We start from the raw sequence: 26,122 nt of genomic DNA on the forward strand, positions 1-26,122 counted from the left end.
AGAGGAGATCGCGAAATGGCGCACGCTGCTGCACATCACCACGAAGCACACCCGACGGGCCTGTCCCGCTGGCTGTTCTCGACCAACCACAAGGACATCGGCACGCTGTACCTGCTGTTCTCGCTGCTGATGTTCTTCGTCGGGGGCACGATGGCCCTCGTCATCCGGGCCGAGCTCTGGCAGCCGGGCCTGCAGGTGGTCGATCCGCATTTCTTCAACCAGATGACCAGCATGCACGCGCTGGTCATGATCTTCGGCGCGGTGATGCCGGCGTTCGTCGGCTTCGCCAACTGGCAGATCCCCATGATGATCGGGGCGCCGGACATGGCGCTCCCGCGCATGAACAACTGGTCCTTCTGGATCCTGCCCTTCGCGTTCACGCTGTTGCTGTCGAGCCTCCTGTTCCAGAACGCGGGCGGAGGCCCGTCGGCCGGCTGGACGCTCTACCCGCCGCTGTCGGTGCAGGGCGGCATCGGCACCGACATGGCGATCCTCTCGATCCACATGATGGGTATCTCCTCGGTGCTCGGCGCGATCAACGTGATCGCGACGATCCTCAACATGCGCGCGCCGGGCATGACGCTCATGAAGATGCCGATGTTCGTCTGGACCTGGATCATCACGGCCTTCCTGCTGCTCGGTGCGATGCCGGTGCTCGCGGGCGCGGTGACCATGGTCCTCACCGACCGTCACTTCGGCACGAGCTTCTTCGATGCCGCCGGGGGCGGTGACCCGGTGCTGTACCAGCACGTCTTCTGGTTCTTCGGTCATCCCGAGGTGTACATCCTGATCCTGCCGGCGTTCGGGCTCGCCTCGCAGATCATTCCGACGTTCTCGAGGAAGCCGCTCTTCGGCTACAACTCGATGGTCTACGCCACCGCCTCGATCGCCTTTCTGTCGCACGTCGTGTGGGCGCACCACATGTTCACGGTGGGCATGCCGATCGCGGGCGAGGTGTTCTTCATGTACGCCACGATGCTGATCGCCGTGCCGACGGGCGTGAAGATCTTCAACTGGATCGCGACCATGTGGCGCGGCTCGCTGACGTTCGAAACGCCGATGCTCTTCGCGGTCGCCTTCGTGTTCCTGTTCGCGATCGGCGGTTTCTCGGGCCTCATGCTCGCGATCGTGCCGGCCGACTTCCAGTACCACGACACGTACTTCGTGGTCGCACATTTCCACTACGTGCTGGTGACCGGCGCCGTCCTGGCGATCATGGGCGGCGTCTATTACTGGCTGCCGAAGTGGACGGGCCACATGTACAACGAAAAGCTCGGCAAGTGGCACTTCTGGCTCACGATGATCGGCATGAACCTCACGTTCTTCCCGATGCACTTCGTCGGGCTGGCCGGCATGCCGCGGCGCATCCCGGACTACGCGCTGCAGTTCACCGAGTTCAACCAGTGGGCCACCGCGGGAGCGTTCATCCTGGGCTTCTCGCAGCTGCTGTTCGCGTGGGTGATCATCCAGACGATCCGCGGCGGCAAGAAGGCAACCGACCGTGTCTGGGAGGGTGCGGATGGCCTCGAGTGGACGCTTTCCTCGCCGCCGCCGTACCACAGCTTCACGACGGCGCCGGTCATCAAGTAGCGGCCGGAGGCACCCCGGGTCGAATGGCGGCCATGGCAGTCAGCGAGAAACAGCGGCGCCGGCGCGTCGTCGTCACGGCGCTGATTCTCGCCGCCATCGCCCTCGGGTTCTACGTCGCCAGCTTCTTCCGCTTCGGGTGAGCATCAGGTGAACGCGAGCACCGGTATCCGCCGCAATCGACGCACCGCGCTTCGACTCGGTCTCGTCGCCCTCGGAATGTTCGGCTTCGGCTATCTGCTGGTGCCTCTCTACAACGTGGCGTGCGACGTACTCGGGCTGAACGGCAAGGTCGGCCGAAACGGTCCGGAGGCCGTAGCCGCCACGTCCGACCCCAGCCGCACGGTCACGGTCGAGTTCACCGCGCACGTGTCGACTGGCCTCCCCTGGGAGTTTCGTCCCGTTACGAAGCGGATCGAGGTGCATCCGGGCGAGACCGTGACGGTGAACTACTACGCCCGCAACCAGGCGGACGAGACGATCACCGGTCAGGCGGTGCCGAGCGTCGCGCCCGGCCGGGCCGCGGCGCACTTCAAGAAGATCGAGTGCTTCTGCTTCACGGAGCAGAAGCTGGGTCCGCGCGAGGCCCGCGAGATGCCGGTGCAGTTCGTCGTCGCGCCCGAGCTCGCACCCGAGGTGCAGACCATCACGCTGTCGTACGCCTTCTTCAACGTCGACAAGGCGCAGGCAGCGAAGTACGGGGCGACGCCGGCCGACCATCACGACCACGATCACTCGCAGGGCCACGCGGCCGCGGGTGGCAAAGGCTAGTCCATACAACATTTCATCCGATAAGGGGATACGCATGGCGAGCGCACACGGTAGCTACTACCTGCCCAACCCGAGCCCGTGGCCGATCGTGACCTCGGCCGGCCTGTTTGCGCTGGCGGTGGGTACGGTGCTGACCATCAACGGGATCCAGCCAGGTCCGTGGGTCATGGCCCTCGGCGGAGCGATCATCGTGACCATGATGGTCCGCTGGTTCGGCCAGGTGATCGGCGAGAACGAGAGCGGCCTCTACAACGCGCAGGTCGACCGTTCCTTCCGCTGGGGCATGGCGTGGTTCATTTTCTCGGAGGTGATGTTCTTCGCCGCCTTCTTCGGCGCGCTCTTCTACGTGCGCATGTTCGCCGTCGACTGGATCGGCGGGAACGAGCTCCTGTGGCCCGGGTACGACGCAACCTGGCCGACCGCGGGCCCCAAGGGGCCCGTGCCGACCGCGGCGGGGGCGATCCCCGGCCCCGAGCAGTTCACGCCGATGGCCGCGTGGGGCATTCCGGCGCTCAACACGCTGATCCTGCTCACCTCCGGCGCGACGGTCACCTGGGCGCACTGGGGATTGCTCCAGGACAACCGCGCGAAGCTCATTACCGGTCTGTTCCTGACCGTCGCGCTCGGCGTCACGTTCCTGGGCTTCCAGGTTTACGAGTACGTGCACGCCTACACCGAGCTCGACCTCACGCTGAAGACCGGCATCTACGGCACGACGTTCTTCATGCTCACGGGTTTCCACGGCATGCACGTCACCATCGGCACGATCATGCTCATGGTGATCCTCGGCCGTGCGCTCAAGGGACACTTCCGGCCGGACAACCACTTCGGCTTCGAGGCGGTGGCCTGGTACTGGCACTTCGTTGACGTGGTCTGGCTGGGTCTGTTCGTCTTCGTGTACTGGCTCTAGGACCCGCGGGACGAAGAAAGGGCGCTGTCCGCGAGGACAGCGCCCTTTTTGCTTGAGGGCGGCCCGCTTCGGGGCGCTAGCGCAAACCGTTCGGCGGAATGATTCCGAAGTACAGGCCGGCCATCAGGAGGATAAACAGCGCCAGGGACAACCCGATGCGCCAGGTGAGGGCGGTCGCGACGCGGGTGCTGCGTCCCCGGGCGCGGAAGACGAGCGCCAGCGCCGAAAACAGGCTCACGAGGATGAGCACGAGCATCAGGATGATAATGCCTTTGATCAGCACGAGGCCTCCCGGCGAAATCGCAGGGCGCGATTATACTCAAGGAGTGGGCGCGGGGCGGTTCAGCTGGGGACGCGGGGACGGACGGTGGTGAACGTGCGTCGCGGTGCGCTGCTCCCGACCCTTGTGGCGCTGTTGCTGATCCCGGTGTTCGTCTTCCTCGGGTACTGGCAGCTGGAGCGCGCGCGGGAGAAGCGCGACTTGCAGGCCGAGTACGACCGGCGCGCGAGCCAGGAGCCCGTGCGGATCGGCGGGGAGTGGCAGTCGGCGGAAGAGTTTCAGTTCTATCGGGTCGAGGCGACCGGGCGTTATGACACCGAGTACCAGATCCTGCTCGACAATCGCGTGCACCGCGGCGCGCCGGGCTACCACGTGCTCACGCCGCTGCGAATCCGGGACAGCGAGATGCGTGTGCTCGTGAACCGGGGCTGGGTTCCGCTCGGTCCCGACCGCCGGCAGCTCCCCGCAATCGAAACACCGACCGATGCGCTCACGGTGCGTGGCGTCGCGACCGTCCCGCACGAAGGCTTCACGCTGGGGGAACCGTCGCCGCTCACGCGGGGAAAGCCGACCGTGTGGCAGCAGCTCGATCTCGAGCGTTACACGCGGGAAGTCGGGTTCCCCGTCCAGCCGGTGGTGGTCCTGCTGGATCCGCAGGCGCCAGGCGGTTTCGTGCGCGAGTGGGCCCGCCTGGACACGGGGATCGCCGTGCATCAAGGCTACGCGTTCCAGTGGTTCGCGCTCGCGGCCGCCGCGTTCGTGGGCTATATCGCGCTGATGCGCCGCTACGGACGCCGCGCGCGCATGGGAGGCGACGCGCCATGAGATCGGCCGGACAGCCTGTCGACCGGCGACGCGGACGCTGGGTGCTCGTCCTGCTGGCGCTGCTGTTCCTCTCCGGCATCATCGCTTCGTTCGTGCTGGTCGAGACCGGTTGGCGTCCCACCAAGACCAAGAACTACGGCGAGCTGGTGCAGCCCGCGCGCCCGATCGATGACGTCGGGCTCGTGCGCCTCGGTGGCGGCGCGTTGCGGTTCGCCGAGCTGCAGGGCAAGTGGACCCTCGTGTATTTCGGATCGGCCGAATGCCCGAAGCCGTGCATCGACAATCTTTACAAGATGCGCCAGATCACGGCGGCGCAGGGAAAGGAGGCGCACCGCGTCCAGCGCCTGTTCGTGCTCACCGACGCCCGTGGCCTGGACGGGCTTCATGAGAAGTTGAAGGACTACCCGGGAATGGAGGTCGTCACCGGCGATCCGGAAGAGGTCCGGCGTCTGGCCGAGCAGTTTCGTCTGCCGGCCGGGAGTCCGTCCGACGGGCTGCAACGCGTTTACGTGGTCGATCCGTTGGGCAACCTGATGATGAGCTATCCGGCCGACGCCGATCCCCGGGGCATGAACAAGGACCTGGGATTCCTGCTCAAGGCCTCGCAGATCGGCTGAATGTTCCGCAACAAGAGCCGTCCCGCACGCTTCTTCCGCACGGCGCTCGCCGCCGTGTGCTTCGCCTTCGTCGCGGTCGTGTTCGGCGCCTACGTGCGCCTCACCGAAGCCGAGCTCGGGTGCCCGGCCGGTCCCGCGTGCGCCGGCCGCGCACAGGCGCCTCTGGCCGCCCGGCAGGCGACGGCCGCGCGCACTCCGGCGAAACGCGCGTGGAAGGACATGGTATCCCGCTATATCGCGGGCGCCCTCGGCCTGCTGCTCATCCGTCTCGCGGTGCTCGGCTGGCAGCTCCGCCGCCGCCCCAATCAGCAGGTGCTGATCCCCGCACTCACCCTGTTCCTCGTCTTCGGACTCACCGCGCTCGGCGTCGCGACGGTCGATTTCCAGTACAAACCCATCGTGATGATGATCCAGATCCTCGGCGGCCTGCTGGTGCTCGCGCTCCTGTGGTGGATCGTGCTGCGCGAGCAGCGCCTGTTTCGCTCGGTGACGGCCTCGTCGCTGACCCGCCGGCTCCGTCCGCGCGCGGTCTTCGCGCTGCTGCTGGGTGTTCTGGCGATCGTTCTCGGCGGCTGGTCGATGGTGAACTACGCCGTGCTGGCCTGCCCTGATTTCCCGACGTGCCAGGGCGAGTACCTGCCTGTGATGGACCTCGTCGACGGCCTGACGCTGTGGCGGGAGGTAGGTATCGAGTACGAGGCGGACAGTCTGGGCCTTCCGGCGGCCACGGCCATCCATTTCGCGCACCGTGTGGGCGCGCTGCTGGCGCTGCTCTACCCGGGGTGGCTGGCCCTGCACCTGCTGCGCGTCGGCCACGAGGAGAACCTCTGCCGCTATGGTCTGCTGGTGCTACTGATGCTATCGTTCGCGACCGCCTTGGGCGTCATGGCGGTTGTCGGCGGGCTCGCCCTCCCGACGGCCGTGGGCCACAGTGCGGCGGCGGCCCTGCTCCTGATGAGCCTCATTACCCTTTACCACGTGCTGCGCCCGCGACCGATCGAACGCAAATGAAGCCCGTCGAAAAGCCCGTCTCCTGCGATATCGCGCGCGGCGCTCCGGCCGTCCCGCGGGACCTCCGGCTGCTCGCCCGCGAGTACTTCGAGCTGACCAAGCCGCGGGTGGTGGCGCTCATCGTCTTCACCGCCGTCGTGGGAATGTTCCTGTCCTCGCCGAGTGTCTTTCTGCCGCTCGGGCCGTTCGTTTTCGGCACGCTCGGCATCGCCCTGGCCGCCGGTTCGGCCGCCGCCTTCAACCACGTGCTGGATCAGCGGGCGGACGCCGTGATGAACCGCACCCGGGCGCGCCCGCTGCCGACCGGCCAGCTCACCGCGCGGGAAGCCTTCGTCTTCGCCGTGGCGCTCGGAATCGCTTCCATGGCGATCCTCGCGCTCGGCGTGAACACGCTGACGGCGGTGCTGACGTTCTTCTCGATCATCGGCTACTCGGTGATCTACACCGTCTGGCTCAAGCACACCACGCCGCAGAACATCGTCATCGGCGGGGCCGCCGGCGCGGCGCCGCCCATCCTCGGCTGGACCGCGATCACCGGGCAGGTCCACCCGGACGCGCTGCTGCTCTTTCTCATCATCTTCACGTGGACGCCCCCGCACTTCTGGGCATTGGCGCTCTACCGGCGGGAGGAGTACGCGAAGGTGCGCATCCCGATGCTGCCGGTGACCCACGGCGTGGAGTTCACGAAGCTCCAGATCCTGCTCTACACGATCCTGCTGACCGCCGCGACGGTGCTGCCGTTCGCGACCCGCATGAGCGGCTGGCTTTACCTCGCCGGGGCGCTGGCGCTCGATGCGCGGTTCCTCCTTTACGCGTGGCGGCTCTACCGGAACTACAGCGACGGGCTCGCCCGCCGCACCTTCGGCTACTCCATCCAGTACCTCGCGCTTCTCTTCGCGTTGCTCCTGGTCGACCACTACAGCGCGCAAATCCGCGAAGCGCTCCAGTCCGCGCTCTACTGAGCGGCAGGCGTCCTGCCGCGAACGGTAATGTGGGAGGCTTTCTCCGCCTCGGGGAACAGCTGCGGGCGCGTGCAGGGTCAGGCGAGGAGGTTTTCCTCGTAGCCTTCCTCCGCGGGCGCGGAATCGTCGTCGCGATGGTCTTCGCGCATCGTCCCGGCTGTTTCACCGAAGAGGCAGGCCGCGACCAGGCCGAGGGCAATCCATGTCAGTAGTAGCCAGAGCATGTCCGTGCTCATTCCGGTTGATCGCGGGAAGCGTCGCACGAGCCGTGTGCCGGTGCAATCCGCCCACACCACCGTTCGGCCGCCCTAAGGCGCCGATCCGCGGGACGTCAGGCGATCGATGATCAGACCGTGGAACCGGTCGGACGCCGAGTCGTAGAGCCATCCGAGATGCGCGTCGCACCCGGCACAGAGCGCGATGCGCCAGCGATATCCCGGAAACCACGTGTGCTCGGCACTCGCGATTCCCGTGATGCGGCATCCCGCCGCTTCCCGGAAGCAGGCGATGTGGAAGGTCAGCCCGTACGGATTGGTGAAGATGTGCTCGATGCCCCCTTGTACGCTGATGCGTTCGTCCTGCCTGGTAATCGCGTGCCGGCAGGCGACGCAGTAAAGGCGCTCCTCGCGCCGCGGTTTCGCTTTCTCGCTCGCTCGGATGCGCTGGCGCGCCGATTCCCGATCGGGGTCGAAGAAGAGGAGCCACGGGAGGGCGAAGGCGTGCACTATCGGGGCGATCGCGTTCAGCCGGCGCCGATAACGACGAGTCCCGCAACCGCGGGCCCGGCCTCAGCAAAAAACGGCAAGGACACCGGGTAGCCGTACCGACGGTCATGCCCGATCCGGCGTTGTCGAAGAAGCCCGAGCGTAAGGTCCCCGAGCGCGTCCGTCACGTAGCGGAAGCCGGACCGGCGGGCGGTGTGAGCGGCTTCAGGCAGGTATCGGCGGCCGTTTCCCATGGTTCGGCCGACCGCGCACGGAGCGGGACTCGCTCAGGGTGACGGTCGGTCCTGGAATAGTACTACGTCGCCCCGCGCGCGGTCCTCTCGATTCGACACGCCCCGCGGAACGCGGCGGTTCGGGTGCGTCGCCGGGTCTACCGCTTGCCGCCGAGCAAGGAGCCAAGCACGCCGCGGATGATCTGCCGGCCGATCTGGCTCCCGATCGCGCGCGATGCGCTCTTCATCATCGCCTCCGCCATCCCCTCGCGCCGTCGCCCGCCTTTCGCCGCGCCGCCGCCCAGCAGCTCGTCCCATCTGCTGCCGCTCGTGGTCTGCTCCGGCGGTGTCTCCGCGCGGCGTTTGAGGATCTCGTAGGCCGACTCGCGATCCGCCGCGCGCTCGTAGTGACCCCGCAGCGGCGAGGAGTCGATCAGGCGCCGGCGCTCCTCGGTCGTGATCGGCCCGATCCGGCTTCGCGGCGGTGCGATCAGGGCCCGCTCGACCATCGCGGGCGAGCCTGCCTCGTCGAGCAGCGATACGAGCGCCTCGCCGACTCCGAGCTCGGTGATCGCCTGCGAAACGTCCAGGCCGGGATTCGGCCGGAACGTCTCGGCCGCCGCCCGCACCGCCTTCTGGTCCCTGGGCGTGAAGGCGCGCAGGGCGTGCTGGATGCGGTTGCCGAGCTGGCCGAGCACGTCCTGCGGCACGTCGAGCGGGCTCTGCGTGACGAAGTACACGCCGACGCCCTTTGAGCGGATGAGGCGCACCACCTGCTCGATCTTGTCGAGCAGCGCCTTGGGCGCATCCTCGAACAGCAGATGCGCCTCGTCGAAAAAGAAGACGAGCCTGGGCTTCTCGCGGTCGCCGACCTCGGGAAGCTGCTCGAAGAGCTCGGCGAGCAGCCACAGCAGGAACGTCGCGTAGACCTTCGGCGACTGCATGAGCTTTTCGGCGGCGAGGATGTTGACGACGCCGCGGCCGTCCTCGGTCTGGATCAGGTCGTCGAGCGCGAGCGCGGGTTCGCCGAAGAGGCGCTCGGCGCCCTGCGACTCGAGCGCCAGCAGCGCGCGCTGAATCGCGCCGATCGAGGCCGCGGAGATGTTGCCGTATTGCGTGGTGAAGGTCTTGGCGTTGTCGCCGGCGAACTGCACCATCGCGCGCAAGTCCTTGAGATCGAGCAGCAGCCAGCCGTTGTCGTCGGCGATGCGGAAGAGGGCGGTGAGGACACCCTCCTGGGTTTCGTTCAGATTGAGCAGCCGCCCGAGGAGGAGCGGCCCCATCTCGGAGATGGTCGTGCGCGCCGGATGTCCCAGCTCCCCGTAGACGTCCCAGAACCGGACCGGGCAGGCTTCCGGCGCGAACTCGATATCGAGCCTCGCGAGCCGTTCCTTGAGCTTTGCCGACTCGCTGCCCGGCTGCGAGAGACCGGCGAGGTCGCCTTTGACGTCGGCGAGAAAGACCGGCACCCCGGCGCGCGAAAATCCCTCGGCGAGCACCTGCAGCGAGACGGTCTTGCCTGTCCCGGTCGCGCCGGCGATCAGCCCGTGACGGTTCGCGAGCGCGGGCAGGAGGTGGAGTGCCTGTCGTCCCTTCCCGATAAACAGCGGCTCGGCCATGAGCCTGACTCCGTGATCTAGGCGAACGCTTTCTGGGCGGCGGTGACGGCGGCGCCTTCTTGGATCGGGGCGCGCAGCTCCGCCAGGACGGCGTCGAGCGCGCCGAGGCAGGACATCACGTTCTTCGGGTTCGCCCCGTGGCCCATGAGTCCGATGCGCCAGAGCTTGCCGGCAAGCGCACCGAGACCTCCGCCAATCTCGATATTGTAGTCGTGGAGCAGCTTGCTCCGTACCGTCGCGTCGTCGACGCCCTCGGGTACCCGGATCGCATTCAGTTGCGGAAGGCGGTGCGGTTCCTTCACCAGGTACGAGAGGCCCATCGCCTCGATGCCTGCGCGCAGGGCCTCGTACTGCTGGCGGTGACGCGCCCAGGAGGCCTCGAGCCCTTCCTCCTTCAGCAGTACGAGCGCCTCGTGCAGGCCGTAGAGCGGATTGATCGGCGCCGTGTGGTGATAGGTGCGTTTGCCCGTGCCCCAGTAGCCCATGACGAGGGTGAGGTCGAGAAACCAGCTCTGCACCGGGCTCTTTCGCTTCTTGATCTTTTCGGCCGCCCGCTCGCTGAAGGTGACGGGCGAGAGGCCCGGAGTGCACGACAGGCATTTCTGCGATCCGGAGTAGACCGCGTCGAGCCCCCAGGCGTCGACGCTCAGCGGGGAGCCGCCGAGCGAGGTGACGGCGTCCACAATCGTCGCGGCGCCGTGCTGGTGTGCGATCCGCGCGAGCGCCTGCGCGTCCGATTCGACGCCGGTCGACGTCTCGGCGTGCACGAAGGCGACGAGCGTGACGCCACGGTGCTTCTTGAGCGCGTCCTCCACCTTGCCCGGATCGATGGGCTCGCCGAGGTTGTCCTCGACGACGATGGGCTCGCCTCCGGCGCGCACGACGTTCTCCTTCATGCGCGCCCCGAATACGCCGTTCTGGCAGACGATCACCTTGTCGCCGGGCTCGACGAGATTGACGAAGCAGGTCTCCATGCCGGCGGAGCCGGGGCCGGACACCGGAAACGTGAAGGCGTTCTGGGTCTGGAACGCGTACTGCAGCAGCGCCTTCGTCTCCTCCATCATGGCAACGAACGCGGGATCGAGGTGTCCAATGGTCGGGCGCGCCATGGCGGCCAGGACACGCGGATGCACGTCCGAAGGGCCGGGCCCCATGAGCGTGCGGACCGGCGGATTGAAGGATCGCGTCGACATACTTCGAAAGACCCCTTTATTTGATTGATTTAGGGAGGCAGGACGAAGGCGCCAGTATACGGTTTTCGCCTCCCTGCGCAATTCGGCGCCACCCCGCCCGTTTTTTCGGTAGACTGAGGCCGCCCATGCAGACCGCCCTCGCCGAATTCATCCGCGGCACCGATACGGGCCGCGAGGCGGACCGCATCCTGCGGGCCTGCGTCCATTGCGGCTTCTGCAACGCGACGTGTCCCACCTACCAGGTCCTGGGTGACGAGCTCGACGGGCCGCGCGGGCGCATCTACCTGATGAAGCAGGTCCTCGAAGGCCACGCGCCCACCGCGAAGACGCAACTGCATCTCGACCGCTGCCTCACCTGTCGCAACTGCGAGGTGACCTGTCCGTCCGGGGTACAGTACGGCCGGCTCCTCGACATCGGCCGCGAGCTCGTGGAGCGGCAGGTGGAACGGAACTGGTTCGATCGCCTGCGCCGGCGGCTGCTGCGCGCGGTGATCGCTCACCCCGGCCGGTTCACGCCGCTCGTGCGTTTGGGGCGGCTCGTACGACCGTTCGTGCCCGGCGCTCTGCGTCGCGCCATTCCCGCGCCGCGCCCGGCGCGCGCGTGGCCCGTGCCCGCACACGCACGGCGGATGCTCGTGCTCGAGGGCTGCGCGCAGCCCGGCATCGCGCCGAACATCAACGCCGCCGCTGCGCGGGTGCTGGATCGCCTCGGCATCAGTCTGACGGCGGCGGAGGAGGCCGGCTGCTGCGGCGCGCTCTCGCATCACACGTCGGCGATGGAGGAAGGTCTGGAGTTCGCCCGCCGCAACATCGACGCCTGGTGGCCGCACGTCGAGGCCGGCGTGGAGGCAATCGTGATGACCGCGAGCGGATGCGGGGTTCACGTGAAGGAGTACGGGCGGCTGCTCGCGGACGACCCGGCCTACGCGACGAAGGCCGCACGCGTGGCGGCCCTCACTCGCGACCTGAGCGAGGTGCTCGCCGGAGAGCCCGTCGTCGCGGCGCTACGCCTCTCCGCGCACCAGGGAAAGATCGCCTTTCACGCGCCGTGCTCGCTACAGCACGGACAACGGTTGTCCGGCGTCGTCGAAAATCTGCTGCGCCGACTCGGCTTCGTGCTGACGGCGGTGCCGGACGCGCACCTGTGCTGCGGCTCTGCCGGCACGTACTCCATCCTGCATCCGGCGATCGCACGCGAGCTTCGCGACAACAAGGTGCGGTCGCTCGAGTCGGGCGCCCCGACGCTGATTGCCACCGCGAACGTCGGTTGCCTCGCACACATCCAGGGGGGCACCGGCGTTCCCGTGCGTCATTGGATCGAGCTCGTGGACGAGGCGCTCTCGCCGTAGCGCTTTGCAGGGGCGCCGCGAGAGCGAAGCTGAAGACCTCGAAGTACGGCCCCGCTAACGGTGCGGGATGCGGTCGCCTCACCACGCGGTCGTGTAGCGGCCGGGATTGAGGATGCCGGCTGGATCGAAGGCGTGCTTCAGATTCCTGTGCAGGCGCGCAAGCACCGGTGAGAGCGGATGGAACACCTCCCCCGCACGATCGCCGCCGCGAAACAGCGTGGCGTGTCCACCGGCGTGCTCGGCCGCCCGCCAGATTTCGGTCGCCGGAAGGGAGGTTTTCAGCCAGCGCTGCGCGCCGCCCCAGTCGATCAGCCACTCGCCGGCGATGGACAGGTGCGCGGCGGGCGGGACCGACACCCTCCACAAGGGCTCGTCCTCGCGAAAGAACGGGAGACGGTGTTCACGCAGTTCCGTCCAGAAATCCGTGCCTCGCGGAATCTCTTCCCCTCCGAGCGCAGCCCGCGCGGCGGCGACCGCGCTGTCCGAGCCCGAGAGCCGTATATATAAGGTATCGTTGACGTGGCAGGCCGCAGACAGCGGGAGGGGTTTGCCGGACCACGAGGCGATGCGCGCCAGTGCCTCGCCGAGGGGCAATGCGTATCCGAGGGTGAGCTCGCGTTCAGGCTGCGGCAGGACCTTGAGCGAGATCTCCAGCAGGAGGCCCAGAGTGCCGAGCGCCCCGACCATCAGCCGGGAGACGTCGTAGCCCGCGACGTTCTTCATGACCTGCCCCCCGAACGCCATGCGCTCGCCCTTGCCGTTGACAATTTTCACGCCGAGGACGAAGTCACGGGCGCTCCCGGCATAGGGCCGTCGGGGTCCCGACAGCCCGCACGCGACCGTGCCGCCGAGCGTCGCGGCCTCGCCGAACCGCGGCGGCTCGAAGCCGAGCATCTGGTTGCTCCGGGCGAGGGTGGATTCGATGTGCGCAAGCGGGGTGCCCGCTCGGGCGCTGATGACGAGCTCCGTGGGCTCGTACGACACGATGCCGCAATGGCCGGCCACGTGCAGGGCGTGCCCGTCGATCTGACGTCCATAGAAGCGCTTGGTGCCGCCGCCGAGCAGCTGCAGGGGGCTCGTCGCGGCCCGGATCGCTTCCGTCAGCTCTCCGCTGCGGTCGGCGTTGGTCGCCACTAGAACCGCTCGAGCTCGGGGAAGGGAAGCGCCCCCTGGTGCACGTGCATGGCGCCGAGCTCCGCGCAGCGCACCAGCGTCGGGACCGCCTTGCCGGGATTGAGCAGGCCCTGGGAATCGAACGCCGCCTTGACCGCGTGGAACTGATTGAGCTCCGCCGGCGAGAACTGCAGACACATCTGGCCGATCTTCTCGACGCCGACGCCGTGCTCGCCGGTGATCGTCCCGCCGACCGCGATGCACTCCTCGAGTATCCGGCCACCGAGCTCCTCGGTGCGTTCGAGGTCGCCGGGCTTGTTCGCGTCGTAGAGGATCAGCGGGTGAAGGTTGCCGTCGCCTGCGTGGAATACGTTCGCGACCGGGAGACCGTACTCGCGCGAAAGCGCGCTGATCCGCGTGAGCACGCGGGCCAGATGCTTGCGGGGGATCGTGCCGTCCATGCAGTAGTAGTCCGGCGACAGGCGCCCGACGGCCGGGAAGGCCGCTTTGCGCCCCGCCCAGAACGCGAGCCGTTCGGTCTCGTTCCGCGATGTGCGGACCTCGGTGGCGCGTGCGCGCTCCATGATTTCACGGACGCGCGCGACGCCGTCGGCCACCTCCTCGGACGTTCCATCCAGCTCGCACAGCAGGATCGCCGCGGCGTCGACGGGGTAACCGGCGTGGAGGTAGTCCTCCGCCGCCCGAATCGCGAGACCGTCCATCATCTCGAGCCCACCGGGTATGAAGCCGGAGGCGATGATGGCGGCCACCGCCTCGCCCGCATCCTCCACGCTCGCGAAGGCACCGAGCGCCACCTGGGCGCGCTCGGGCCGGGGCAGGAGCTTCACGGTGACCTCGACGATCACGCCGAGCATGCCTTCGGAACCGGTCAGGAGAGCGAGAAGATCGTAGCCCGGGCCGTCGAGACCCTGGCTGCCCACGGTGACCAGGTCGCCGTCGATCGTCAGGAATTTGAGCGCGAGAACGTTGTGCACGGTCAGGCCGTACTTCAGGCAGTGCACTCCGCCGGCGTTCTCGGCGACGTTGCCCCCGATCGAGCAGGCGATCTGCGAGGAGGGATCAGGCGCATAGTAGAGCCCGTATGCGCCGGCGGCCTCGGAGATGGCGAGGTTCCGCACGCCGGGCTCCACGCGCGCCATCCGGTTGACCGGGTCGATGGCGAGAATGCGCCTGAACTTCGCGAGCGAGAGGAGCACCCCGTTCGAGAGCGGCAACGCACCGCCGGAAAGCCCGGTGCCCGCTCCGCGGGCGACCACGGGAACCTCGTGCTGGCGGCACAGCGTGAGCACGCGCGCCACCTGGTCCACCGTGCTCGGAAGCACGACGATGAGCGGCAGCCGGCGGTACGCGGACAGCCCGTCGCATTCGTACGGTCGCAAGTCCTCGTCCTCGTGCAGTACGGCATTCGCGGGCAGGAACGCCTGCAGCGCCGCGACCAGCGAGCGCTTCGCGTCCGGCGTCATCGCCTCGGATCCGGTGTGGGGGACGGCCATGCCTGGTTTCCGGGTGCGGGAAGTTAGTACATCACTAACCCGGGCGGAGGTCACGCCCGGGCGATCACTCGCGGTCCGGCTGGCCCGTTAGGCGTCTATGAACCGTGGCCAGTCCGTCGTCGTCGCCGACGTTGCCGGGGAAAACGACGACCGGAAGATCGGGAAAGCGGGGGTGATCGGCCGGGCAGCGCACGATGGAGCAGCCGGGCAGGATCTGCCCGAGCACCCGGGCCGTGCGCAGGGCGAGCCCGTGGGCGAGCACGTCGTTCGAGGTAATGCCGCCCTTGCTGATCAGGTATCCCAGCGTCCGCGGCAGTCCCCGGACCACGTCCGTCAGGAACGCGGAGACCGATTCGCCGAACGCCAGCCGGGCCTGCCGGTCGGAAAAGTACTTTTCCGTCCTGCTGGTGTAGATCACGGGAGTCTGTTGGCCGGCATGCGCGTCCGCCGCCCGCGCGATGACCTCGGCGAGCAGCGCCGGACGATCGGCGGGCAGTCGTTCCACGTCCGCCTCCACGGGGACGATGCCCGGAATCCGGAGCAGCCGCTCGAGCTGGCGCGTCGTCTTCGAAACGTGCGAGCCGACCAGGACGGCGCCCGGGCGGCGCCCGCGCACGTAGGTCCACATGGCTTCGGGGGCGACGGGCTGCGGCGGCAGTCCGGCGAGCGCGGTGAGCAGGCTCGCCGCGCTGCGGAAGAGGAATCGCTTCCCCTGGTTCACGGCGGAACGCAGATCGGCCGCGAACCGGTCGAGATCCGCCTGTTGCTCCGCGTCGACGACCGCGCATGCGTTGCCGTGCAGCGACATGAGTCGCGGGTACGCGCCGGAGCGCACATCGTCGAGCAGGAAGCGGTGCACGCGCACCGCCGGGATGCGCCCGCGCGTCTTCTCCTCGACGTAGTCCGGAAGGTAGCTCGTGCGGTACCCGAAGACCGAGTCCCGCGCGAACTCGGTCTCGTGCGCGGGCACGTCGCGCCCGTCCATGCGGACATAGTGCACGCTATCGCGCGTGATGCGCCCGCCCTCGAAGAATGCCGGCACGAGAAAGTGCGCGTCGAAGGGGCCGAGCACCTCGGCGATGACATCCGTCTCCACCGGGTAGTGTCCGCGCAGCGTGGAGTCCGAGCGGCTGACGAGGATCGGCGTCGCATCCGAGCCGGCGAGCGCCTCCCTGAGGTTCACGCACACCTCGCGCGTGACGGCGGAGGCGCGCGCGGCATCCATGCCGCGCGTGTTGGTGAGCACGAAGAAGAGCGGGGATGCATCCGCGAGCGCCTCGCGCAATGTCGCCGCGTCCCAGCGCGTGAGCAGCAGGCAGCCGTGAACCGTCTGCGAACCCGTCGGGTCGTCGTCGAGAACGACGATCTTGCCGGCGGCCATCAACCCTCGGCGAGCGCCCGTGCGCGCCGCGCGATGGCCTCCCCGGTCAGCCCGTTGAATGCCATGATTTCGGCGGGCGAGGCCGTGGTCTCTCCCCGTTTCCAGACGAAAGCGTCGCGCCGCGGCGCGCGCGATCGCAGCCAGACCGGCTCGAACACGGCGCCCGGGCCGCCGCTCACGGCGACGAGCGCGTCGCCGTCGAAGAGCGCATTGAAATCGTCGTCGTTCATGAACGTGTCGTCCGGCTCGGCGCATGATTCCCAGTGCACGTCGCCCGGCCGGTAGAGCCGCCGAGGGTTGACTATCGCGACGATCCGTACCCGTAGTCCGTCCCGCTCGAGCCGTTCCTTGGCATCGTAGACGGGCAGCAGGGACATGTCCCCGACTGCGGCCAGGACCACGATGCGGCCGGTGCCGGGGCTTTCATGGAGCGCGAGCGCGCCGCGTTCGATGGCCTCGCGGCCCTGCGCGAGGCTGGTTCGCACGGGCAGCGGGCTCTTCGACGCCGTGATGACGATGCCCTTGTTGCAGGCCTTCAGCGCCCATTCGTACGCCGCCTGGATCATGTTGGCGTCGCAGGGGAAGAGCGGATAGACGTTGCCGTTTCGCATCAGGGCCGCGAAATGGTTCTCCACTTCCGGGCGCTGGTGCGTCCAGCCGTTACGACCCTGCTCGAGCGCCCCGGCCGTGAACATCGCGACGGCCGAAGGCGTCCTGCGTCGCAGCTCCGCCATCGCCTGCGTCACGGTCTGCCAGATCGGCAGCCCGTTGATCGCGAAGCTCTCGTAGGAAAGCCAGAGAGACCGACCTCCGAAGAGCGCGAGCGCCGCCGCAAAGCCGGCGCACGCGTCCTCGTTGAGCGGCTCGTACACCTGCCCGTCCGGCCCCTGGCTGTACAGCGCGTCCGGGGTCGGGTGCCGGATCACGAGGGCGTCGCTCACGTTGCGCATGCCCGAGGCCTCGTTGCCGTCGGCATTGGTGACGACGAAGCGCGGGTCCGCCTTCCCGACCGCTGCGACGAGCGTCCCCATGGCGGTGGAAGGCACCTGCTTGTCGCCCACGGCGTGCTCGACGAGCGGAAGGGCGCCGAGGGGCGCGAGCGGAAGCACGCGCTCGGTCACCGACGTGCGCGCCGCCGGGCCCCCGCCCGCCCGCTCGAAGTTCGTTCGTACGATTTGCCACGCTTCCGGGGGGAGGGCGCGGCGCTTGAGCGCCTCGACGACGTCGTCGTTCTCGAGGGTGTGCTGCGGGTAGAGATTGTGCGCCTTGGCGCCGGAGGCGTGCACGCCTGCGCCCTTGAGCTGCTTGACGACGAACGCCGTCAGCTCGCCGCCCAAGGCGCGGCTTGCCGCCTCGGCCATGGCCTCGAGCAGCGCCCGGGTGAAGGCCAGCCGCCGCGCGTGAGTGAAACGCGTGCTGTCGACGTAGGCGCCCGGCTGGTCCTGATCGTCGAAGTCCCTGGCGTCAACCAGGTAGACGTTCCGGAAGCCGTGCGCCTTCCAGTACGCGATCATGCGCTCGTTCGACCAGGTCGACACCATGGCATGGTGCTCCTGGCTGTAGCCGTTCCACACGAGCACCGGGAGGAAGTTCGTGATCTCGGGGTATGCCGTATGAAAGTGCTGCAGCGCCGAGAGCACGTACGGTTCGCCCATGCCGCCGTCGCCGAGCGTGAAGGGAAAGAGGGTGTCGCGGTGCAGGTACGCGCCCGCCAGCGCGAAGTGCTGTCCCTGTCCGAGCGGCCCGGCCGGGGAGAGGATGCCCGGGATGGCGCCGGAGAGGTGTCCGAGGAGCCCGTGGCGCTCGCGGAACCGCTCGCGAAGCTCGCGCACCGTCCGGATGCCCATCTCCTCGAGCGAGCGGTCGAGGAACATGGCGCTGTAAAAACCGGGCGCGTGGTGACCGACCTCCGTGATGATGTTCGTGTGCCCGAGCATGACGAGCGCCGCGTACGCCTCGGCGCTGCTCGCAAACCCGCCCGGGTGTCCCGAGGCTTTCGAGCCGGTGACCTGCAGGGTCAGGTACCGAAGGGCGTCGGCGGCGAGGAGAGTCTGGTAGACGGCCTCCGGCGCGGTCGGCTCGGCAACGGCGCCCTGCCCTGCGGAAATCGCCGGACGTCGCGCGTAGCGCTCGTATTCGGGCCAAGGGGCCCCGAAGTACTGAATTCCCTCGCAGAAGGTCGGATGGGGCGGTAGAGAAGCCTTGCGGGCAGTGGCGATGTTCAACGATTCCTCCTGGGTGAAAAGGCTTGATAAAGCGCGCCGCACACGCTATTTTCGAATCACGAAAACTGTGCCGAAATGCGAAATCACGGCTATTTTATAGTCCGCCACCGGCTGTTTCACAATACAGAAGGCGTCTCGCATTATGAAAATACAGAAAGCGGCCAAGTCTTACGCGTCTATCCAGGTCATAGATCGCCTGGTCAGTCTGCTCGATGCGATTGCACGCTATCGGGAGCCCGCCAGCCTCAAGTTGCTCTCCGCCGAAACGGGCCTGCATACCTCGACCGCGTTCCGCATACTGGCCTCGCTGGAGAGCCACGGACTGGTCGAGCGGGATCGGGTGGGGCGCTACCGTCTGGGGTCGAAGCTGCTGCATCTGGGCGGCCGCACCCATCGGGAGCTCGACCTGCGCGAAGAAGCGCGGCCGGTCCTCGAGTGGCTCCGGGGCGAACTGGACGAGACGGTCAACCTGACCGTGCCGGAGGGGGACGAGGCCGTCTACGTCGAGCGCGCCACGACCCGGAAGGTTATGCGCGTAGAGCACGTGATCGGCAGCCGCGCGCCGCTGCACGTCACCGCGGTAGGCAAGCTGTTCCTTGCGGAGCGCGGGGCCAGGGGATGCGCCGAGTACGCGGCGCGAAGCGGTCTCAGGGCGCTGACGCCGAATACCATCACCGACGCGGCGCGTCTCGAGAGCGAGGTTGCGGCGGCGGCCCGCCAGGGGTACGCGCTCGACACTGAAGAGGCCGAGCAAGGCGTGGGGTGTATCGCGGTGCCCGTCCGCGACGCAAGCGGGAGCGTGGTCGCTGCCTTGTCCGTCTCTGCACCGCTCGAACGCCGACGGCTGGAGTGGGTATCGGTCCTGCAGCAGGGAGCGGCCCGGTTGTCCGAGCGACTGGGTTACGACAGCACCGCACCCGAGCGGCAGCGGGCCAATTGAAGCGCTCCGCCCGGGCGAAACGACAAGCGCCTCCGCGAGCCAGGGTCTTCCGAACCGCGACACCGGGCCGGTCGCACGCATAGGTTATACTCGCCCGCCGGCCTTCCGCTCCGGCCTTCGCCATGCCAACCGCGCGCGATCTCTTCTCCTATCGCAAGTACTGGGCCAAGCGCTTCGGTCCGGCGCCGTTCCTGCCGATGTCGCGCGCCGAGATGGATGCGCTCGGCTGGGATGCCTGTGACGTGATCCTCGTCACCGGCGATGCCTATGTCGATCACCCGAGCTTCGGCATGGCGCTTGTCGGGCGCTTGCTGGAGTCGCAGGGGTTCCGCGTCGGCATCCTCAGCCAGCCGGACTGGCACGGCGCTGCCCCGTTTCGCGCGCTCGGCCGCCCGAATCTCTTCTTCGGCATCACGGCCGGCAACATGGACTCGATGGTCAATCGCTACACGGCCGACCGGAAGATCCGCTCGGACGACGCCTACACGCCCGACGGCGCGGCCGGCAAGCGGCCGGATCGCTCGGTCATCGTCTACGTGCAACGGGCGCGGGAGGCGTACCCGGAGGTCCCCATCGTGATCGGCGGTATCGAGGCGTCGCTTCGGCGTATCGCGCATTACGATTACTGGTCGGACAAGGTCCGCCGGTCGGTGCTCGTCGACGCCAAGGCGGATCTCCTGGTCTACGGCAACGGCGAGCGCCAGATCGCCGAGATTGCGCATCGGCTTGCGGCCGGCGAGCCGATCGGCGGGATAAGGGACGTGCGCGGCACCGCCTTCCTCTGCAAGGGTGTGCCCCCGGGCTGGACGGCGATCGATTCCACGGAAGTCGACGCGCCCGGTCCGGCCCAGCCGCCGGCCGATCCGTACGCAGCCGAAGACGCCTTGCGCGCAGCCGCCGCGGCCGGGCCCGGCGAGCCGAAGGTCGTGCAGTTCCGCCGCGCCTGCCCCAAGACCGACCCGGCGAGCACGGTGGTTCGGCTGCCGGCTTACGAGCAGGTGGCGGTCGATCGGGTGCTCTATGCACACGCCTCGCGCGTCCTGCACGTCGAGTCCAACCCGGGCAACGCGCGCTCGCTGGTGCAACGCCACGGCGATCGCGATGTCTGGCTCAACCCGCCGCCGATTCCCCTTGGCACCAGGGAGATGGACGCGATCTACGAGCTGCCCTATCAGCGGCGGCCGCATCCCGCCTACGGCAAGGCCAAGATCCCCGCGTACGAGATGATCCGCTTCTCGATCACGATTCAGCGAGGCTGCTTCGGCGGCTGCACCTTCTGTTCGATCACCGAGCACGAGGGCCGCGTGATCCAGAGCCGCTCGGAGGATTCGGTCATCCGTGAGATCGAGACCGTACGCGATACCGTGCCCGGTTTCACCGGCGTGATCTCCGACCTCGGCGGCCCGACGGCCAACATGTACCGGCTGCACTGCAGGAGCAAGGCGATCGAGTCGGCGTGCCGCAAGCCTTCGTGCGTGTATCCGCGCATCTGCCAGAATTTGAGCACCAACCATGCGCCGCTCATCCGGCTCTACCGGCGGGTGCGCGAGCTCCCGGGGATCAAGAAGGTGCTGATCGCCTCCGGCGTGCGTTACGACCTGGCGGTCGAGTCGCCCGAGTACGTGAAAGAGCTGGTGACGCACCATGTGGGCGGCTACCTCAAGATCGCGCCCGAGCACACCGAGCAGGGCCCCCTCGCGAAGATGATGAAGCCCGGAATCGGGAGCTACGACCGCTTCAAGGCGCTCTTCGAGACGTACTCGAAGGCGGCGGGCAAGGAGCAGTACCTCATTCCGTATTTCATCGCGGCACATCCGGGTACCACCGATCAGGACATGCTGAATCTCGCGCTGTGGTTGAAGCGGAACGGCTTTCGCGCGGACCAGGTGCAGGCCTTCCTGCCCTCGCCAATGGCCACGGCGACCGCGATGTACTACACGGGCAAGAATCCGCTGCGCAAGGTGACGACCTCATCCGAAGAGGTTTACGTCCCGAAGCGCATGGGCCAGCGCCGGCTGCACAAGGCGTTCCTGCGCTATCACGATCCGAACAACTGGCCGATGTTGCGGGAGGCGCTCCGCCGCATGGGACGGGCGGATCTCATCGGCGCCGGTAAGCAGTGCCTCGTGCCCGCCTGGCAGCCGCCCGGCAGCGGCGAGCGGCCCGAAGGCGCGCGGGCCAAGGCCGGGGCTTTCCGCACACAGCACACCCGACCGCCCCGTACGCCGGCTACGCCCAAGGGCGGAACGGCGGATCGCCGTGGCCGCGGCCGGCGCCGCGCGAGCTAGTCGGCGCGCACGGTGCGCTCGGCGGCCCAGCGCCGCAGCGCCTCGATCTTTTCGCCCATCACCTGCGAGAGTGGCCGCGTGCGGCGCATCTCGTCGAGGACGTGGGCCGTGCCCAGCGCGCGGTCTTCCGCACGCGCCTCGTAGAGGGCGGCGACCACGGCTTGCTCGATCTCGGCCCCCGAAAATCCGTCACAGGCCGCGACCAGTTCGGGCAGATCGAACCGGCCGGGGTCCTGTGCCCGCCGCCGCAGGTGGATGCGCAGGATCTCCGCGCGCGCGTCGGCGCCCGGCAGGTCCACGAAGAAAATCTCGTCGAAGCGGCCCTTGCGCACCAGCTCCGGAGGAAGGGCGCCAATGTCGTTCGCTGTCGCGACGAGAAAGACGCGCGCTTTGCGCTCGGCCATCCACGTGAGCAGGGCGCCGAGGGTGCGTTTCGACACGCCGCCGTCGCTCTCCGGGCCGTCTGCCGCGATGCCCTTCTCCAGCTCGTCGGTCCAGAGCACGCATGGCGCCATGGCATCCGCGACCCTCAGCGACTCCCGCAGGTTGCGTTCGGTCTGGCCGAGCCATCGATCGTAAAGCGCGCCGAAATCGAGCCGCAGGAGGGGGACACCCCAGCTGCCGGCTACGGCCTTGGCGGCGAGACTCTTGCCGCAGCCCTGCACGCCGATCAGAAGGACGCCCTTCGGCGCCTCGAGACCGACCGCCTTGCCGTCACCGACGAACGCCGCCCGCCGCTGGCCCAGCCAGCGCTTCAGGTTCGCCAGGCCGGCGACCTCGTCGAACGTCGACGTGTCGCGCTCGAAGCTGAGTACGCCCTCGCGACCCAGCAGCTCGTGTTTGGCCCGGACGATCCGGTCGAGATCCGCACGGTCGAGCGCGTGATCGTCGTGGATCGCCTGTCGGATCAGGCGCCGGGCGTCCTCGGCGAACATGCCGCTCAAATGCTGGACCATGAGCTCGACCGCCTCGCGGTCGCCCTTCAGGGCGCCGCCCCCGTGCGTCGCGCGCCACAGCTGGATCTCCTCGCTGATCATCGCGCGGATCGCCGCCTGATCGGGAATCGAAAGCAGGAAGCGCGCGACGTGCCGCTGCAGCTCGGGCGGCGGCGAGAGCTCGTGACTGACGAGGACCACCGTGCGTGCCGTCTTCTCGTAGCCCAGCGCGATCTCCTTGAGCAGGCGAACGTTGACCGGGTCGGAGAGGTACGGATGGAAGTCGAGCAGGACGTAGATGCCGTTCTGCGGCGTGGCGGCCACGTGCCGCAATACGGCCGTCGGCTCGTTGGTCATGGGAACGGGGCCGCCCAGGGTCTTGTCGCGGCGCCGCAATCCGTCGGCGACGGACCAGGCGAAGAGGGCGGACTGATCGAGCCGCGCGATTCGCTCGAGCAGTCCGAGAAGGCGCGTCTCTTCGTGTGTTTCCACCACCACGATGGGGAACCGTGAGCGAAGGATGACTTCGAGGTCGCGCTGGTCGTTCAAGATCGTGGTCGAAGAGAGTGCCGTCGAGCGGTGCGTATCAGGGAGTAAAGCCGTTCGACGCACGGCCGGCAAGTCACGGCGCGGTCTCCTGGCATGCTACTCTGGAGGCTGTTTATGACGCGTAACCCGGCAGCCCGTTCGCGCGCCCGGGTCCATGTCCGTGCGAGATCGCGTGCGCCTGCTCTCCGCCGCTGAGAAAGAGGTCTTCCGGGAAGCGACCGGACGCGATGCGCCGGGTTGTGTCGTGCAGCGCTGGCCGTGGTGGTGGCGCGATTTCCGCGGACTCGCGCTGGGTACGGTGATTCTCGTGAAGGACGACTCGGACCGCGCGCTGGTCTGCCATGAGGCGGTCCATGTCGCCCAGTTCCTCGCCGATCCCGTCCGCTTCTGGTTCCGGTACGTCGCAGAGCTCGCTCGGGCCGGCTATGTGCGCAACCGCTATGAACGCGAGGCCGCTGCGGTCGAAGCGGCCGCGCGGGACATCGTGACGCCGCCTCCGGGGCGATCGTAGCCGCGGCAACCTGTTTTTTCGTCCGCACGCAGACTCCGCAGCGGCTAGAAAATAACCGACCGTCATCTAAAGTCGTACGAGAAGCCGCCAATCCCCAACCCGGGTCTTGATGAAAATCGCCGTCCTTTCGGACATCCACAGCAACCTCGAGGCGCTGGAAGCGTGCTGCCGGTTGGCCCGGCAACAGGGAGTGGAGCGCTTCGCGTGCCTCGGCGATTTCGTGGGCTACGGCGCCGATCCGGTCGCGACCCTCGACCTGGTCTTGTCGCTTCCCGGTCTGATCGCGGTTCTCGGCAATCACGATGAGAGCATCATCGTCTTCGGCAAGGAGGCGGTTCCGAACCCCTTCGTTCGACACACGCGGGAGTGGGCGCGCCGGCGGCTGCGCCCGGAGCACCTGGAGTATTTGCGCTCGCTGCCCTACGTGCACGCGGAAAAGGACGTCACGTACGTTCACGCATCGGCCCGGCATCCGCACGACTGGGAGTATCTGCGCAACGTCCGGCAGGCGGAAGCCTGTCTTCGAGCAGCGCGTACGTCCCTCGTGTTCATCGGGCACGGACATGTACCGACGATTTTCTGTCGCGGTGCCGGCGGGGTCACGACGGAGATGGACGCGGCCGAGGGCGCGCCGCTTGTCCTGGCACCGGGAAACGCGTACGTCGTGAACGTGGGTTCGGTGGGGCAGCCGCGCGATGGAAACAGCGCCGCTTGCTTCGCGATGCATGACGATAATGCCCGCACGGTCACCTTTCATCGCGTGGCGTACGATCACGCGGCGGCTGCTGCAAAGATCCGGGCGGCGGGCTTCGATCCTTTCTTTGCGGACCGCTTGTCCCGCGGTCATTAGCTCGCGACGGTCGCGTCTCTCGTCTGCACCGCAAGAACGCTGCGCTTGACCGAGGCGAGGATCTTCTGCCCAGTTCGGCCCTGACCGAACCCGGGGAATGATCGGCGCGGTCGGCACCCGATCACGACCAGGTCGATCCGGTAATCGTTCGCGAACTCGCGGACGGCGTCCACCACGTTTCCGGTAACGACGTTGATCCCGAACGGGGTACCGTGCTTTTCCACTTTGCCGACGAGCAGGGCGAGCGCTCTCCTCGCCTTGATGAGATGCTCGTTCAGGATCTCGTCGGCTTTCTCTCCTGATGCCATTCCCACGTCCACCTGCACCACCGTCATGACGGAAACGAACGAAGGTCGCAGTCGCGCCATCTGAAACGCCTGGCGCAGGATCTCGACGTTCACCGCCTCCTGGTGACGGTCACCGCGCAGCGCAAGGGCGGCCATCATCCGGAACGGCCTTGCCGCGCTGGCACAGCGGTTCTCCGCCCACCGCCGCAGTGGCGTGAAGTGGTCGGTCCGGGACAGGAGGCCTTCGGTCCATCGGGAGGGCAGGCGGGTCAGGCGCCGCATCCAAGACTCGCGCTCCACACCGCGGGACGTCGGGGTCTCCGGGGGCGCCCAATTGTCGAGTTCGCGGTAGAGCGCGTCCATGGTCGCGAAGCGATCTTCCGGGTTGGCTGCAAGACATCTGAGTACGAGGGCCTCGAAGCGGCTGCTCAAGGCCGGATTGAGCCTGCATGGCGAGCACGGGGCGCGCTTGATCCGGCGGATGACGTCGAGCGGCGTCTGGGCATCGGGAAAAGGCAGCTTTCCCGTGGTCATCTCGAAGAGCATGGTTCCGACCGAGAAGATGTCGCTGCGCGGCTCGTCGCGGATCCCGATGAACTGTTCCGGCGCGATGTAGGCCGGCGTGCCCTTTGGCTCGCGAAACGATTCGTGGATGAGGTCCGGGAGATCGAGGTGGTTGGCGAGCCCGAAGTCGATCAGCCGCACCTCGCGCGCCGGGGTGATCATCACATTCGAGAGCTTGAGATCGAGATGCACGATGCGTCGCTTGTGCAGCTCGGCCGTGGCACGAACGATTTTTTTCGCCAGCGCGATCGCTTCGAGCTCGGCCAGGCAGCCGTGTTCTTTGAGATAGGACCAGAGGTCGACGCCTTGGATGTAGTCCATGACCAGATAGTCGCCGGACCCCTCCCGGCGAATGCGCGGCATGTAAGCGTAAGGAAATTCCTGAAGGTACGGCGCCAGACGAAGCTCGTTCTCGAAGGCGACCAGGCTGACGGGATCCGCTTGCAGCGAATGGCAGGGAACCTTGATGACAAGTGGCTCGCCGGCATCGCTACGGACCAGGTAGAGACTGGCCATCGCGCCCTCCCCGATCTTGCGCTCGACCGTCATGCCGTCGACGACGCTATTGGGCTGGAGCTCGCCCGAGACCAGGCACAGGGAAGCGCTCGGCTGCGGGCGTCGGGCGGTCGTCTCGGGGCGCGTTGCGGACATGGTTCACGGTTCTGGCGCCACGCCGCCCTGGCGCGTGTCGGTTCCCGCGGAAGTCGACACGCAGCGCGCTCAGTCTTCGGTGATCGGGATCGGATTCTCGATGCCGGTTTTGGGAGCAAGGAAAAAGCACAGGCCGTGCCATTCTAGGTATCGCGCCTAACGCCGCGCTGCAGCGGGGAAAACCGGTTTCCGGTCGCAGGGGGGCTACCCGGGAAACCGCCACTCGCTGTCGCGGAATGTCAGGCCTCAATCG

Annotated in this window: 23 protein-coding genes; 12 read left to right on the forward strand and 11 right to left on the reverse strand. The window is 67.7% G+C overall.

Annotated elements, in window-relative coordinates; translation table 11 throughout:
• The first annotated feature begins 15 nt into the window (after positions 1-15).
• From ctaD to SVA_RS02235, 3 genes are all read left to right on the forward strand, one after another.
• Positions 16-1,590 carry a cytochrome c oxidase subunit I gene (ctaD, locus tag SVA_RS02225; RefSeq protein ID WP_096458192.1) on the forward strand — a complete coding sequence of 525 codons (1,575 nt, stop codon included), beginning with the start codon at positions 16-18 and terminating at the stop codon, positions 1,588-1,590.
• Positions 1,591-1,737: 147 nt separating this feature from the next.
• Positions 1,738-2,358, forward strand: a complete 621-nt coding sequence (locus tag SVA_RS02230; RefSeq protein ID WP_197703330.1) for a cytochrome c oxidase assembly protein — start codon at positions 1,738-1,740, stop codon at positions 2,356-2,358.
• 34 nt (positions 2,359-2,392) lie between these two features.
• Positions 2,393-3,268 carry a cytochrome c oxidase subunit 3 gene (locus SVA_RS02235; protein WP_096458195.1) on the forward strand — a complete coding sequence of 292 codons (876 nt, stop codon included), beginning with the start codon at positions 2,393-2,395 and terminating at the stop codon, positions 3,266-3,268.
• Positions 3,269-3,344: 76 nt separating this feature from the next.
• Here the strand turns inward: SVA_RS02235 and SVA_RS19635 are convergent, their stop codons facing one another.
• Positions 3,345-3,551, reverse strand: a complete 207-nt coding sequence (locus SVA_RS19635) for a DUF2909 domain-containing protein (protein WP_197703332.1) — start codon at positions 3,549-3,551, stop codon at positions 3,345-3,347.
• An 87-nt stretch (positions 3,552-3,638) separates the two neighbouring features.
• Here SVA_RS19635 and SVA_RS02240 point away from each other — a divergent pair, with 87 nt between their 5' ends.
• The 4 genes from SVA_RS02240 to cyoE are packed head-to-tail and all read left to right on the forward strand — an operon-like array spanning position 3,639 to position 6,963.
• Positions 3,639-4,373 carry an SURF1 family protein gene (locus SVA_RS02240; RefSeq protein WP_169923933.1) on the forward strand — a complete coding sequence of 245 codons (735 nt, stop codon included), beginning with the start codon at positions 3,639-3,641 and terminating at the stop codon, positions 4,371-4,373.
• On the forward strand, positions 4,370-4,990 hold the full coding sequence (locus SVA_RS02245) for an SCO family protein (RefSeq protein ID WP_096458202.1): 621 nt from the start codon (positions 4,370-4,372) through the stop codon (positions 4,988-4,990). Before SVA_RS02240 ends, SVA_RS02245 begins: the two co-directional genes overlap by 4 nt.
• Entirely contained in the window at positions 4,991-6,001 is a 1,011-nt protein-coding gene (locus tag SVA_RS02250) for a COX15/CtaA family protein (protein ID WP_096458204.1), read from the forward strand.
• Positions 5,998-6,963, forward strand: coding sequence for a heme o synthase (gene cyoE / locus SVA_RS02255; RefSeq protein WP_096458207.1), 966 nt, complete (start codon positions 5,998-6,000; stop codon positions 6,961-6,963). Before SVA_RS02250 ends, cyoE begins: the two co-directional genes overlap by 4 nt.
• A gap of 77 nt (positions 6,964-7,040) precedes the next feature.
• On the opposite strand, the gene SVA_RS19640 is transcribed toward cyoE, so the two are convergent.
• From SVA_RS19640 to SVA_RS02270, 4 genes are all read right to left on the reverse strand, one after another.
• A complete protein-coding gene (locus SVA_RS19640; protein WP_169923934.1) occupies positions 7,041-7,187 on the reverse strand; it encodes a hypothetical protein in 147 nt (48 codons plus the stop codon).
• 84 nt (positions 7,188-7,271) lie between these two features.
• Positions 7,272-7,688: a cereblon family protein gene (locus SVA_RS02260; protein WP_096458210.1), complete on the reverse strand. Its 417-nt coding sequence runs from the start codon at positions 7,686-7,688 to the stop codon at positions 7,272-7,274.
• Positions 7,689-8,058: 370 nt separating this feature from the next.
• Positions 8,059-9,519: a helicase HerA-like domain-containing protein gene (locus SVA_RS02265; RefSeq protein WP_096458213.1), complete on the reverse strand. Its 1,461-nt coding sequence runs from the start codon at positions 9,517-9,519 to the stop codon at positions 8,059-8,061.
• Positions 9,520-9,536: 17 nt separating this feature from the next.
• On the reverse strand, positions 9,537-10,712 hold the full coding sequence (locus SVA_RS02270) for a pyridoxal-phosphate-dependent aminotransferase family protein (RefSeq protein WP_096458216.1): 1,176 nt from the start codon (positions 10,710-10,712) through the stop codon (positions 9,537-9,539).
• Positions 10,713-10,837: 125 nt separating this feature from the next.
• On the opposite strand from SVA_RS02270, the gene glcF reads away from it, so the two are divergent.
• Positions 10,838-12,061 (forward strand): glycolate oxidase subunit GlcF, encoded by a 1,224-nt coding sequence (gene glcF, locus SVA_RS02275; protein WP_096458219.1) that lies wholly within the window; start codon positions 10,838-10,840, stop codon positions 12,059-12,061.
• Positions 12,062-12,139: 78 nt separating this feature from the next.
• Here the strand turns inward: glcF and glcE are convergent, their stop codons facing one another.
• From glcE to SVA_RS02295, 4 genes are all read right to left on the reverse strand, one after another.
• A complete protein-coding gene (gene glcE, locus SVA_RS02280) occupies positions 12,140-13,195 on the reverse strand; it encodes a glycolate oxidase subunit GlcE (protein WP_096458222.1) in 1,056 nt (351 codons plus the stop codon).
• Complete coding sequence (locus SVA_RS02285) at positions 13,195-14,658, reverse strand: FAD-linked oxidase C-terminal domain-containing protein (RefSeq protein WP_096462792.1); 1,464 nt, start codon at positions 14,656-14,658, stop codon at positions 13,195-13,197. The genes glcE and SVA_RS02285 overlap by 1 nt, the downstream gene beginning before the upstream one ends.
• A 94-nt stretch (positions 14,659-14,752) precedes the next feature.
• Positions 14,753-16,069, reverse strand: a complete 1,317-nt coding sequence (locus tag SVA_RS02290) for a four-carbon acid sugar kinase family protein (RefSeq protein ID WP_096458225.1) — start codon at positions 16,067-16,069, stop codon at positions 14,753-14,755.
• On the reverse strand, positions 16,069-18,288 hold the full coding sequence (locus SVA_RS02295) for a phosphoketolase family protein (protein WP_096462793.1): 2,220 nt from the start codon (positions 18,286-18,288) through the stop codon (positions 16,069-16,071). The genes SVA_RS02290 and SVA_RS02295 overlap by 1 nt, the downstream gene beginning before the upstream one ends.
• A gap of 148 nt (positions 18,289-18,436) precedes the next feature.
• On the opposite strand from SVA_RS02295, the gene SVA_RS02300 reads away from it, so the two are divergent.
• The gene (locus tag SVA_RS02300) at positions 18,437-19,234 is read left to right on the forward strand and encodes an IclR family transcriptional regulator (RefSeq protein ID WP_096458228.1); all 798 of its coding nucleotides are present in this window, start codon (positions 18,437-18,439) and stop codon (positions 19,232-19,234) included.
• 122 nt (positions 19,235-19,356) lie between these two features.
• Complete coding sequence (locus SVA_RS02305; RefSeq protein ID WP_096458231.1) at positions 19,357-21,522, forward strand: YgiQ family radical SAM protein; 2,166 nt, start codon at positions 19,357-19,359, stop codon at positions 21,520-21,522.
• On the opposite strand, the gene SVA_RS02310 is transcribed toward SVA_RS02305, so the two are convergent.
• Positions 21,519-23,006: an AAA family ATPase gene (locus SVA_RS02310; protein ID WP_096458234.1), complete on the reverse strand. Its 1,488-nt coding sequence runs from the start codon at positions 23,004-23,006 to the stop codon at positions 21,519-21,521. The two genes, SVA_RS02305 and SVA_RS02310, sit on opposite strands and share 4 nt — an antisense overlap.
• Positions 23,007-23,160: 154 nt before the next feature.
• Here SVA_RS02310 and SVA_RS02315 point away from each other — a divergent pair, with 154 nt between their 5' ends.
• Together SVA_RS02315 and SVA_RS02320 are read left to right on the forward strand one after the other, a co-directional pair.
• A complete protein-coding gene (locus tag SVA_RS02315) occupies positions 23,161-23,517 on the forward strand; it encodes a hypothetical protein (RefSeq protein ID WP_148665355.1) in 357 nt (118 codons plus the stop codon).
• A gap of 109 nt (positions 23,518-23,626) precedes the next feature.
• On the forward strand, positions 23,627-24,367 hold the full coding sequence (locus SVA_RS02320) for a metallophosphoesterase family protein (RefSeq protein ID WP_096458240.1): 741 nt from the start codon (positions 23,627-23,629) through the stop codon (positions 24,365-24,367).
• On the opposite strand, the gene SVA_RS02325 is transcribed toward SVA_RS02320, so the two are convergent.
• Entirely contained in the window at positions 24,364-25,869 is a 1,506-nt protein-coding gene (locus SVA_RS02325) for a bifunctional serine/threonine-protein kinase/universal stress protein (RefSeq protein ID WP_096458243.1), read from the reverse strand. The two genes, SVA_RS02320 and SVA_RS02325, sit on opposite strands and share 4 nt — an antisense overlap.
• Positions 25,870-26,122 lie beyond the last annotated feature (253 nt).

Source organism: Sulfurifustis variabilis (assembly GCF_002355415.1).
Classification (GTDB): domain Bacteria; phylum Pseudomonadota; class Gammaproteobacteria; order Acidiferrobacterales; family Sulfurifustaceae; genus Sulfurifustis; species Sulfurifustis variabilis.

Bases quoted from the DNA above. Each gene is read 5' to 3' on its own strand.
- SVA_RS02290 (WP_096458225.1), bottom strand. From the start codon at position 16,069: ATGGCCGCCGGCAAGATCGTCGTTCTCGACGACGACCCGACGGGTTCG.
- cyoE (WP_096458207.1), top strand. From the start codon at position 5,998: ATGAAGCCCGTCGAAAAGCCCGTCTCCTGCGATATCGCGCGCGGCGCT.
- glcF (WP_096458219.1), top strand. From the start codon at position 10,838: ATGCAGACCGCCCTCGCCGAATTCATCCGCGGCACCGATACGGGCCGC.
- SVA_RS19640 (WP_169923934.1), bottom strand. From the start codon at position 7,187: ATGCTCTGGCTACTACTGACATGGATTGCCCTCGGCCTGGTCGCGGCC.
- SVA_RS02265 (WP_096458213.1), bottom strand. From the start codon at position 9,519: ATGGCCGAGCCGCTGTTTATCGGGAAGGGACGACAGGCACTCCACCTC.
- SVA_RS02270 (WP_096458216.1), bottom strand. From the start codon at position 10,712: ATGTCGACGCGATCCTTCAATCCGCCGGTCCGCACGCTCATGGGGCCC.
- SVA_RS02325 (WP_096458243.1), bottom strand. From the start codon at position 25,869: ATGTCCGCAACGCGCCCCGAGACGACCGCCCGACGCCCGCAGCCGAGC.
- SVA_RS02320 (WP_096458240.1), top strand. From the start codon at position 23,627: ATGAAAATCGCCGTCCTTTCGGACATCCACAGCAACCTCGAGGCGCTG.
- SVA_RS02315 (WP_148665355.1), top strand. From the start codon at position 23,161: ATGTCCGTGCGAGATCGCGTGCGCCTGCTCTCCGCCGCTGAGAAAGAG.
- SVA_RS02305 (WP_096458231.1), top strand. From the start codon at position 19,357: ATGCCAACCGCGCGCGATCTCTTCTCCTATCGCAAGTACTGGGCCAAG.
- SVA_RS02245 (WP_096458202.1), top strand. From the start codon at position 4,370: ATGAGATCGGCCGGACAGCCTGTCGACCGGCGACGCGGACGCTGGGTG.
- ctaD (WP_096458192.1), top strand. From the start codon at position 16: ATGGCGCACGCTGCTGCACATCACCACGAAGCACACCCGACGGGCCTG.
- SVA_RS02235 (WP_096458195.1), top strand. From the start codon at position 2,393: ATGGCGAGCGCACACGGTAGCTACTACCTGCCCAACCCGAGCCCGTGG.
- SVA_RS02285 (WP_096462792.1), bottom strand. From the start codon at position 14,658: ATGACGCCGGACGCGAAGCGCTCGCTGGTCGCGGCGCTGCAGGCGTTC.
- SVA_RS02300 (WP_096458228.1), top strand. From the start codon at position 18,437: ATGAAAATACAGAAAGCGGCCAAGTCTTACGCGTCTATCCAGGTCATA.
- SVA_RS02250 (WP_096458204.1), top strand. From the start codon at position 4,991: ATGTTCCGCAACAAGAGCCGTCCCGCACGCTTCTTCCGCACGGCGCTC.